We start from the raw sequence: 9,439 nt of genomic DNA on the forward strand, positions 1-9,439 counted from the left end.
GCCGGTGAGCCTTCCATGGGGTGGTTCTCCGGATGAGTGCCTGCAACGGGAAGACGGGGTCTGCTTGTGTGCCGTCTACGCACAAGAGCACCAGCCAGCGGGCGGTCGCGCCGAGCGCCGGACCCCGTGCCCGGCACTCGATCAGTACTCGACCCGCGGCAGCACCACGGTCGGCGCGTCCACATCCACGTCGAACTCCTCCGCGGGCTTCGCCATCTCCATCCGGTAGTGCCGGATGCCGAGGATGGTGCCGACGATGAGGCCGAGCACCAGCGTGCAGATCACGCCGGGCATCAGCCACGGCACGCGCTCCAGGAAGTTGCCCGCGTAGAAGCCGATGAGCAGCAGCACCGGCGCCCAGATGATGGCGCCGATGGTGCTGGCGATCGTGTACTTGCGGTGATCCATCTGCGCGGCGCCCGCGACCATCGGGCACAGCGTCCGCACCCACGGGATCCACCTGGCCACCAGCACCGCGAGGAACCCGTGCCGCTGGAGCAACTCGGAGACCCGCTGCAGATTGCGGGTGTTGATGTATCTGCCGTCCTTGCGCGCCACCAGGCGATGGCCGGTGCGTTGCCCGATGACGTACCCGACCTGATTGCCGGTGATCGCGGCGATCATGGCGCCCACCGAGAGCGCCCACACCTGCGCTTCGCCGGTGGCATGCGAGGCCATCACGATGCCCGCCGTGATCAGCATCGAGTCACCGGGCAGGAAGAGCCCGACGATCAGGGCGCATTCCAGGAAGACGAAAGTGAGCACCACCGTCCAGACGAGCGCGGGGCCCGCCGAGATCAGCGGATCGAAACTGCCCATCGCGAGGGGCGACGCGCTGGACACTGGCCTCAGCGGGTGGTCTCGTTCGTCGACGCGGTCAGCTCGGGCTCGAGGACCTCGGGCTGCTCAGCGCCGCGGTTCAACAGCTTCTTCGCCACCGCCATGATCCCGGGCAGGATCGAGACGAACACGATGAGCAGGAAGATCGCCTCGACGTGGTCGCGGATGAAGCCGACGCCGCCGAGGAAGTAGCCGAGGATCGTCACGCCGCCGCCCCACAGGATGGCGCCGACGATGTCGAACGCGACGTACTTGCGGTAGTCCATCTTGGACACGCCCGCCAGCACCGGCATGAAGGTGCGCACGATCGGCACGAACCTGGCCAGGATGATGGTCTTCGGGCCGTGCTTCTCGAAGAACTCGTGCGTCTCCGTCACGTAGGACTTCTTGAAGAATCGGGTGTCTTCCTTGCGGAAGATCGCCGGGCCGATGGCGCGGCCGATCCAATAACCACACTGGTCACCGGCGAACGCGATGAACGTGACGGCGGGGACCAGCACCCAGATGGACACCGGCGGATTGTCCTGCGCCGCCAGCAGACCGCCGGTGAACAGCAGGGAGTCGCCGGGAAGAAGCGGGAACAGCAGACCGGTCTCGATGAAGACGATCACGAGGATCGCGGGCAGCACCGCGTTCTTCAGCCACGTCTCCTGGAGCAGGTACATCGGGTCCAGCAACTGGGTCAGTGCGAGGTTTGTCGACACCGATTCGGTCGCTGCCTGCAGAATCACGCGGCCTCCTGTCCCGGGGTGCGGCTGGCCATACATCGCTTGCCACCGCGTCGGAAGCTGCCAGCGCAATTACCCGGCCCACAGTACCGGGTAAGGCTGAGAAACCACCGTCGAGCGAGAAATTACCGCCGATTAACCGTGTTGTTGGCGCGCTGGCGCGCGCGTGTTCGCGGCCTTTCATGTCTCGCTACCGAGCGGTCGAGACTCGCGACTTCGTCGCATGCGCTTCGACCGCTCGGAAGCGAGACGGCCGCGAACGGGCTCGTAAGGCTCGCCCCGAAGTGGCCGGGAGTGCGCGGATACCGCCACTACGCATTGCCTGCCGACCAGCGGATGGCGGAGAAACGCCCCTGCCTTAGGGTATGGCCTGACAGAATTGTCCTTTGCCGCACTACACGGAGGTCTTCACAGTGCCTATCGCGACTCCGGAGGTCTACGCCGAGATGCTCGGTCGGGCCAAAGCGAACTCCTTTGCCTTCCCGGCCATCAACTGCACGTCGTCGGAGACCATCAACGCGGCCATCAAGGGCTTCGCGGACGCGGGCAGCGATGGCATCATCCAGTTCTCCACCGGTGGTTCGGAGTTCGGCTCGGGTCTCGGTGTCAAGGACATGGTCACCGGCGCGGTCGCGCTGGCCGAGTTCGCGCACGTGGTCGCCGCGAAGTACGACGTGACGATCGCGCTGCACACCGACCACTGCCCCAAGGACAAGCTGGACAGCTTCGTCCGTCCGCTGATCGCCATCTCCCAGGAGCGGGTCAACGGCGGCGGCCTCCCGCTGTTCCAGTCGCACATGTGGGACGGCTCCGCGATCCCGATCGACGAGAACCTGGAGATCGCCAAGGAGCTGCTCAAGGCGACCGCCGCGGCCAACATCATCCTCGAGGTCGAGATCGGCGTCGTCGGCGGTGAAGAGGACGGCGTCGAGGCCGAGATCAACGAGAAGCTCTACACCTCGCCGGAGGACTTCGAGAAGACCATCGACGCCCTCGGCGCGGGTGAGAACGGCAAGTACCTGCTCGCGGCCACCTTCGGCAACGTGCACGGCGTGTACAAGCCGGGCAACGTGGTGCTCAAGCCCGAGGTGCTCGCCGAGGGCCAGCGCGTCGCGGCCGCCAAGCTCGGCCTCGGCTCGGACGCGCAGCCGTTCGACTTCGTCTTCCACGGCGGCTCGGGCTCGCTGAAGTCGGAGATCGAGGACTCGCTGCGTTTCGGCGTGGTGAAGATGAACGTCGACACCGACACCCAGTACGCGTTCACCCGCCCGGTCGCCGCGCACATGTTCTCGAACTACGACGGCGTGCTGAAGATCGACGGCGAGGTCGGCAACAAGAAGACCTACGATCCGCGCAGCTACCTGAAGAAGGCCGAGACCTCGATGGCGGCGCGCGTGCTCGAGGCGTGCAATGATCTGAAGTCTGCGGGGCGGTCGATCAGCGCCTGACCCCTTTTCTCTTCGGGGGCCCGAGCTCATGAGTCTTGATGTGCGTGTGCTCGGGCCCGTCCGGCTGCTCGTCGGTGGTGAGCCGGTGGCGGTCGGCGGGCCCAAGCCGCGAGCGTTGCTTGCCGCGTTGACCGTCAATCGGCGGCGCGCGGTCGCCTCGGCCGCACTGGCCGACATGGTGTGGAACGAGGATCCGCCGGATTCCTACGCGGCGAGTCTGCAGGTGTTCGTCTCGAATATCCGCAAGGCGCTGCGGAATTCGGGTGTCGACCCGGCGCAGGTGTTGCGCACCGAGTCCTCGGGTTACCGCCTGGAGATCTCCGAAGAAGCCTGCGACATAGGCCGTTTCGAGGCGACCAGGGATGCTGCCGCCAAGGCCGCGGGCGTCGGCGATCACGCGGCGGCCGCGCAGTTGTTCGGTAACGCGCTGCGCGAGTGGAGCGGCCGGGCACTGTCCGACCTGGCGGGTCTGCAGTTCGCCGACGGCTTCGCCACCGCGATGGACGAGGAACGGCTGCTCGCCGTGTCCGCCCGCATCGACGCCGAGATCGTCTGCGGGCGTGCGTCTTCGGTGATCAGCGAGCTGGTCTCGATCACCAACGAGCATCCGCTGCGGGAACCGCTGTGGGGTCAGCTGATCACCGCGCTCTATCTCTCCGGACGTCAGGCCGATGCGCTGGACGCGTGCCGCAGGGTGCGCACCGTGCTTGCCGACGAACTCGGCATCGATCCCGGCCCCGCGCTCGTCGAGCTGGAGCAGCGGGTGCTGCGCCAGGAACCGTTGAACACCATGGAGTTCAAGCGCACCGAACGCATGGCCGCCGCGATGACCGAGACGGTCACCGAACTGCCGCGCTCGGTGCGCAGCGGTCAGTTGCGCATGCCGGACGGGCGGGTGCAGCCGATCGCGTTGGGCGGCATGCGGATCGGCCGGATGACCGACAACGATCTGGTGCTCGACGATCCGAAGGCCAGCCGCTACCACGCGCACATCATGCCGAGCCGGGCCGGGCTGCTGATCAAGGACCTGCATTCGGCCAACGGCGTGTACATCAACGAGGAGGCGATCGAGAGCGGCGCGTTGCTCGCCGACGGCGACGTCATCCGCATCGGCGCGACCATCCTGACGTTCCAGGCGTTGCAGTAGGCGCCTCGACGGGCGCTTGTGGACGTGTTCCGTCGCGGACGTGTTCCGTCGGAACCTGCGTGCGTCGCGTCGAAAACTGCGCGCGGCCGAAGCTGAACGCGTCAGTTGCAGGCGATGCCGTCGCCGTCGAAGTCCAGGTACGACGCGTACCCGGGTTCGCCGCGGTACAGCGGCCACGCGCCCTCGGCGCGCACCTGATCGCAGTTGGCGTAGTACCGGCGCGGGCGCTCGTCGTCGTCCTCCGGGGGCGGGACATTGTCGCCCTTCGGTCCCGGGCGGTACGTCGGCCCTGGATCGGCGTCCCTCGGACCGGAGACCACCGAGAACGGCGTCGATTCGGCGATGGCGGGCGCGGCCATCCCCAGTAGGGTCACGGCGCCGAAAGTCGCGGCGGCGCATCGGCGTATCACTGAATTCCTCACCTACCCAACGTGCGCCGCCGGATGGAGTCCGTCAACCGCCGCGCGCCACCGTGGCGGAACGGTGTCGACGCGCAGTGCTCAGGCGCGGTCCGTCAGAGATCAGCCCGGACGCCCCGTCCACGGGCGGCCGACACTCCTGTCCATGCGGGAGGTTTCGGAAAACACCGCTTGGTCTGTGGGGGTCGGCCGGTAGGGTCGATCCGATCTTGTGGAGCGTGAAACGTCGAGGGGTGTGTATGGCCAGGCGGCTGGTGGCCGCGGTCGGCGCCGTGGTGTTCGGCGCGGGCGCGTTGATGTACGGCGATCGGTCGCTCGCGCTGGCGACGCCCGAGCCGGGTATCGCGGCAGGTGTGCCGGGCAGTGGGCCGTGTGTGAGCGACCCTCGGCCGGTGCACGAGCCGCTCGTTCCCGAGACGCTCGAGGTGCCGATCCCCTATCCGGTGATCACCGTTGTGCCGCCGCGCCAGTCCGATCCCGCGCCGGTGCGCACCGACATGGCGCTGCCCGAAGACCCCTGTGTCAACCCGTGCCCCGATCTCACCGACGGTCCGCCGCCTCCGCCCAGCTTGGCCGGGCAGCTCGGCATTCCCGAAATTCTGTTGAACCCCCAGCCCTTCCACTTCGGGGTGCCCGGTCCCGGCCCGGATCCGGGTCCGGTCCCGCCGCCACCGCCGCGGGTCGACCCGCCTGTCGAAAACGCGGCACAGTCGCCCGCGCGTCCGGCGCCGCGCATCGCCGAGGTGCGCGAGGTGGCCAAGCAGACGGGCGCCAACTCGGTGAACCGCACCGACAAGCGCTGGCAGGTCGACGGCACCGATCTCGGCATCATGTGGGAGAGCGCGCCGGGTGAGATCGCCGTCGCGTTCGGCGACACGGTCGGGCGCGGTTTCCATCCGCCCGGCGGCATGGGCGGCGATTGGCGCAGCAATGTGCTCGCCTTCAGCACCGATCGCGAGCTCTCCGACGGCATGGTCTACGACCGAATGGTCACCGACGGCCGATGCCACGCCGCCGAGGTGCTGTCCAGCCGCAAGCTCGACAACATCGAGATCACCACCATCCCGACTTCCGGTTTCGCGCTCGGCGACCGGCAATACCTGAGCTACATGTCGATTCGCACCTGGCACAGCATGCCCGGCACCTTCTACACCAACTACGGCGGCATCGCCTACTCCGACGATCACGGCCAGACCTGGACCAAGGACCCGCACGCGCGTTGGGACAACATCTTCGGGCTCGCGAATTTCCAAGTGAGCGCCATGGTTCCGCACGGCGACCACGTGTACGTGTTCGGTACGCCCAACACCCGGCTCGGCGCCGTCGGCTTGGCCAGGGTCGCGAAGGACCAGATCCTCAACACCACCGCCTACCAGTACTGGCGGGACGGGCAGTGGACGCCGGTCGGCGGATCGGGCGGTGCGACACCGATCGTCGACGCGCCCGCCGGTGAACTCTCCGTCCGCTACGACGCGTCTCGCGACGTCTGGCAGATGAGTTACCTCGACACCTCGCGCGCCGCCATCGTTCTCCGCGAAGCGGATTCACCGCAGGGCGTGTGGTCCGCGGGAACGCCGACGGTCACCGTGCTCGACTATCCCGAGCTGTACGGCGGATTCCTGCACCCGTGGTCGACCGGTTCAGACCTCTACTTCAACATCACGACCTGGAGCGACTACAACGTCTACCTGATGCACGCCGCCATCGAGGAGTGAGAGCTCAGGAGAAGCGGACCTCGGCGACGGAACGGCCGAACAGCTTGCGGCCGTCCGAGGTGCCGGTGAGCACGATGGTGCCCGCGCGCCGCTCGGGATCGAGCGACTTGATCTTGCCGCCGAACTCGATCGTGCTCACCGCGTCGGGTCGCACGGGAACGTAACCGGAGAAGCGGACGCTGAACTTCTCGAAGGCCGTGGGATCGCCGAGCCAGGAGGTCAGGTACTCGGCGGCCAAGCCCATGGTCAGCATGCCGTGCGCTACGACGGTCGGCAGACCGACCAGCTCGGCGGCGCGCTCGCTGAAGTGGATCGGGTTGGGATCGCCCGCGACGCCCGCGTAGTTGGCCAGGTCGCCGCGGGTCAGCGTGGCGGTCCCGGCGGGCAGCTGGTCGCCGACAGACAGCTGATCGAAGTCCTGGACGGTGTGCACGGTCCGCGGCTGGGCGACGGGTGGGTGCTCGTTCGGGTCGGCCTCGATCGGGATGAGCACGCTGCTGTCGGAAGGCTCGCCCGTCCGGTGCGGCGGACGCGAGTGCATGAAGATCTTGTCGACCGCCTCGACCAGGTTCGGGTCCACCTCGGCGCCGCGGCGGGCCACGATCGTGGTCGAGCCGATCTGGGTGGTCTCGTCGTCCTGGTTCACCAGTTCGAACTTCACGGTGATGAAGTCGTTGTCGCCGAACTGCCGGACCGACTCGATCAGGATCTCGGTGCGAATGGTGTCACCGGCCAGAATCGGCCGGTGGATCTCGAAGGTCTGGTCCGTCTGCAAGATCTGGGTCAGGTCGTAGTCGGTGAGCACCTCGTCGAGCAGGGCCCTGGTGCCCGCGGTGCCGACCACGGAGGCGAACGTGGGCGGGGCGACGATGCTGTCGTAGCCGATCTTGCGCGCGTCCGGTTCCGCGTGGTGCGCGTCGTGATAGTTCTGCACCGCGCGCGCGAACTCACGCACCTTCTCCCGGCCGACCTCGTAGTGGTCGCGAACCTGGAATCGTCGTCCCGCCAGTGCCGCCGATTCCTCGGCCCGCGGCTCCACCATCGTCTGCTCCCTGCCCATGATCCGGGCCATGCTACTGGCCGCGCCGGTCCGTTGACCAGGTAAGTGTGAGCACTGGCACCCGCTTACCCGGCTTGACGTTACGGGGTGCCCGCGGGCGGATCACAGACCTTCCAACCCGTGTCGGTTCGCTCCAAATCGAAGGTGCGCGCCGAACGCTTGCTCGGGTCCGCCTCGGTGTAGACGGTCGCCTGAGCGATGGCCGTGTTGTCGGTGATCCTGATCGCGTCGACGCTGTCGACCACCGGGATGTTCTTGCGCTCCTGGGAGAGTTGGTGCACGCCGGCGAACTGGTCGTCGGGAATGTTCTTGTAGAAGTCGTGCAGCGGGCCGCAGGTGCTGCCGCGCAGCGACGCGAGATCGCCGTCGCGCAGCGCGCTCGTGTAGTCGCCGATGGCGTCGCGGACCTTGTCCTCCTCGGTTTCGCTGCCCGTGAGCGCGAAGATGCCGACGACGACGAGTACCAGCACCGCGACTGCCGCGCCCGCCGCGAGCAGCAAGCGCTTGGAGCGGGGTGCGGGGGTGGCGTCGGTGGATGGAGTCGAGGTCGGCGGGGCCGGGGGGACGCGCTGGGGCTGGGCCATCGGGCGCGGCTGGGCCGGGGCGTTGGTCTGCGGTTGCGCTGCGCCCTTGGCCGGAGGCTGTCCCTGCGGCTGGGCCGGAGCCTTTGACTGGGCAGGGCCCTGCGGCTGGGGTTGTGCCTGCGGGAAGGCTGAGCCCTTCGCCATGGGTTGGGCCTGCGGGTGACCCGGAGCCTGTGCTTGTGGCTGGCCGGGCGCCTGCGGGTGGGCCGGGGCCTTGCCCAGCGGCTGTTGTTGACCCTGCGGGTGGGCCGGGGCGTTGGTCTGCGGTTGTGCCGGGCCGCCCTTGTCTCGAGGCTGGGTGTGCGGATGGGCCGAGGGTTGCGGCTGTACTTGTGGCTGGCCGGGAGCCTTGGCTGCCTGCGGGTGGGCTTGGGCTTGCGGCTGGCCCTGCTTCGGCTGGCCTTGCGGTGGCTGAGCCTGCTGCTGGCCCTGCTGCGGCGGGCGCTGGCCCGGACCGTCGGTCAGCGACTGCGCGGGGCGGGTCGCATTCATATCGGCGGGCGACGGCGCGGATGCGGCCTGACGCGGCTGAGCGGTCGGTCGCGGCGGCGACGGCCGAGTGTCCTCGACCTCGTCGACTGCGGCGGGCCCGGTCGGCGGCGGACCCGAAGGACTCTGCTGACCAGCCTGTTTCGGTCCCGGCGCGGGACGAGGAGTGGTCGGCGGCTTCGACAGCGGCGGCCGCTGCCCCTGCACCCGATCGGTGCCCGCGGGCCGCTGAATCGGCAGCGCCATCGTCTTCGCGTCGTCGTCGCCCGCGTGCGGAACGATCGGCATCGCCATGGTCGCGGCATCGGCCCCGGCGACATCGGCCAGCTCGCCCTGCTCGCTCTGCGGCTCCCGCCGCATCACCACGGTCTGGGCATCCGCCCCACCCGACTCCGGCTCGTCCTCGTCGTCCTGCCCAACGAGATCGACCCGCCGCATGACCATGGTCTCGTAGTCGGCACTCGACGGCTGCCCGCCCTGCTGGTCCGCAGCGGCCTGCGCCGCCCCCGCCCGATCCCGCGGAATCTCCGTGGTCTTGGCATCGGCCGCGCCCGGTTGCGCGGGAGCACCCTGAGCAGGCGCACTCTGCCCGGCCGCCGTCGTCTGCCGAGCGGAAGCGCCTTGTGCGGACGCTCCCTGACTGGTCGACGCTCCTCGCTCGGTGGAAGTGCCTTGCGTGGGCGTTCCTTGTCCGGCAGTCCTCGTCTGCTGAGCGGAAGCGCCTTGTGTCCCCGCGCCCTGTCCGGCTGCCGTCGTCTGCTGATTGGAGGCGCCTTGTGCGGACGCTTCCTGACTGGTCGACGCTCCTCGCTCGGTGGAAGTGCCCTGCGTGGGCGTTCCTTGTCCGGCAGTCCTCGCCTGCTGAGCGGAAGCGCCTTGCGTGGGCGCGCTCTGTCCGGCTGCCGCCGTCTGTTGAGCGGAAGCGCCTTGCGTGGGCGCGCTCTGTCCGGCTGCCGCCGTCTGTTGAGCGGAAGCGCCTTGCGTGGGCGCGCTCTGTCCGGCTGCCGCG

General features: G+C 68.5%; 8 protein-coding genes. 3 read left to right on the forward strand and 5 right to left on the reverse strand.

Features of this window, described 5'->3' with window-relative positions; all coding sequences use genetic code 11:
* Positions 1–141: 141 nt before the first annotated feature.
* Both ABZV58_RS03730 and ABZV58_RS03735 read right to left on the reverse strand, forming a co-directional pair.
* On the reverse strand, positions 142–819 hold the full coding sequence (locus ABZV58_RS03730; RefSeq protein WP_354999022.1) for a DedA family protein: 678 nt from the start codon (positions 817–819) through the stop codon (positions 142–144).
* 29 nt (positions 820–848) lie between these two features.
* Positions 849–1,544 (reverse strand): VTT domain-containing protein, encoded by a 696-nt coding sequence (locus tag ABZV58_RS03735; RefSeq protein ID WP_354999023.1) that lies wholly within the window; start codon positions 1,542–1,544, stop codon positions 849–851.
* Positions 1,545–1,981: 437 nt separating this feature from the next.
* Here ABZV58_RS03735 and fbaA point away from each other — a divergent pair, with 437 nt between their 5' ends.
* Both fbaA and ABZV58_RS03745 read left to right on the forward strand, forming a co-directional pair.
* Complete coding sequence (gene fbaA, locus ABZV58_RS03740) at positions 1,982–3,016, forward strand: class II fructose-bisphosphate aldolase (protein ID WP_354998613.1); 1,035 nt, start codon at positions 1,982–1,984, stop codon at positions 3,014–3,016.
* Between the two features lie 28 nt (positions 3,017–3,044).
* Entirely contained in the window at positions 3,045–4,163 is a 1,119-nt protein-coding gene (locus tag ABZV58_RS03745; RefSeq protein ID WP_354998614.1) for a BTAD domain-containing putative transcriptional regulator, read from the forward strand.
* 101 nt (positions 4,164–4,264) lie between these two features.
* Here ABZV58_RS03745 and ABZV58_RS03750 read toward each other — a convergent pair whose 3' ends face one another.
* Positions 4,265–4,537, reverse strand: coding sequence for an excalibur calcium-binding domain-containing protein (locus ABZV58_RS03750; RefSeq protein ID WP_354998615.1), 273 nt, complete (start codon positions 4,535–4,537; stop codon positions 4,265–4,267).
* 284 nt (positions 4,538–4,821) lie between these two features.
* On the opposite strand from ABZV58_RS03750, the gene ABZV58_RS03755 reads away from it, so the two are divergent.
* Positions 4,822–6,297 (forward strand): DUF4185 domain-containing protein, encoded by a 1,476-nt coding sequence (locus ABZV58_RS03755; protein ID WP_354998616.1) that lies wholly within the window; start codon positions 4,822–4,824, stop codon positions 6,295–6,297.
* Between the two features lie 4 nt (positions 6,298–6,301).
* Here the strand turns inward: ABZV58_RS03755 and ABZV58_RS03760 are convergent, their stop codons facing one another.
* Both ABZV58_RS03760 and ABZV58_RS03765 read right to left on the reverse strand, forming a co-directional pair.
* Positions 6,302–7,339 (reverse strand): fused (3R)-hydroxyacyl-ACP dehydratase subunits HadA/HadB, encoded by a 1,038-nt coding sequence (locus tag ABZV58_RS03760; protein ID WP_354998617.1) that lies wholly within the window; start codon positions 7,337–7,339, stop codon positions 6,302–6,304.
* Between the two features lie 98 nt (positions 7,340–7,437).
* On the reverse strand, positions 7,438–8,868 hold the full coding sequence (locus ABZV58_RS03765) for a hypothetical protein (RefSeq protein WP_354998618.1): 1,431 nt from the start codon (positions 8,866–8,868) through the stop codon (positions 7,438–7,440).
* Positions 8,869–9,439: the final 571 nt, after the last annotated feature.

Origin of the sequence: Nocardia sp. NPDC004654 (assembly GCF_040609595.1) — a bacterium.
GTDB lineage: Bacteria > Actinomycetota > Actinomycetes > Mycobacteriales > Mycobacteriaceae > Nocardia.

Bases quoted from the DNA above. Each gene is read 5' to 3' on its own strand.
- ABZV58_RS03730 (WP_354999022.1), bottom strand. From the start codon at position 819: ATGGGCAGTTTCGATCCGCTGATCTCGGCGGGCCCCGCGCTCGTCTGG.
- ABZV58_RS03745 (WP_354998614.1), top strand. From the start codon at position 3,045: ATGAGTCTTGATGTGCGTGTGCTCGGGCCCGTCCGGCTGCTCGTCGGT.
- ABZV58_RS03760 (WP_354998617.1), bottom strand. From the start codon at position 7,339: ATGGTGGAGCCGCGGGCCGAGGAATCGGCGGCACTGGCGGGACGACGA.
- ABZV58_RS03755 (WP_354998616.1), top strand. From the start codon at position 4,822: ATGGCCAGGCGGCTGGTGGCCGCGGTCGGCGCCGTGGTGTTCGGCGCG.
- ABZV58_RS03765 (WP_354998618.1), bottom strand. From the start codon at position 8,868: ATGCGGCGGGTCGATCTCGTTGGGCAGGACGACGAGGACGAGCCGGAG.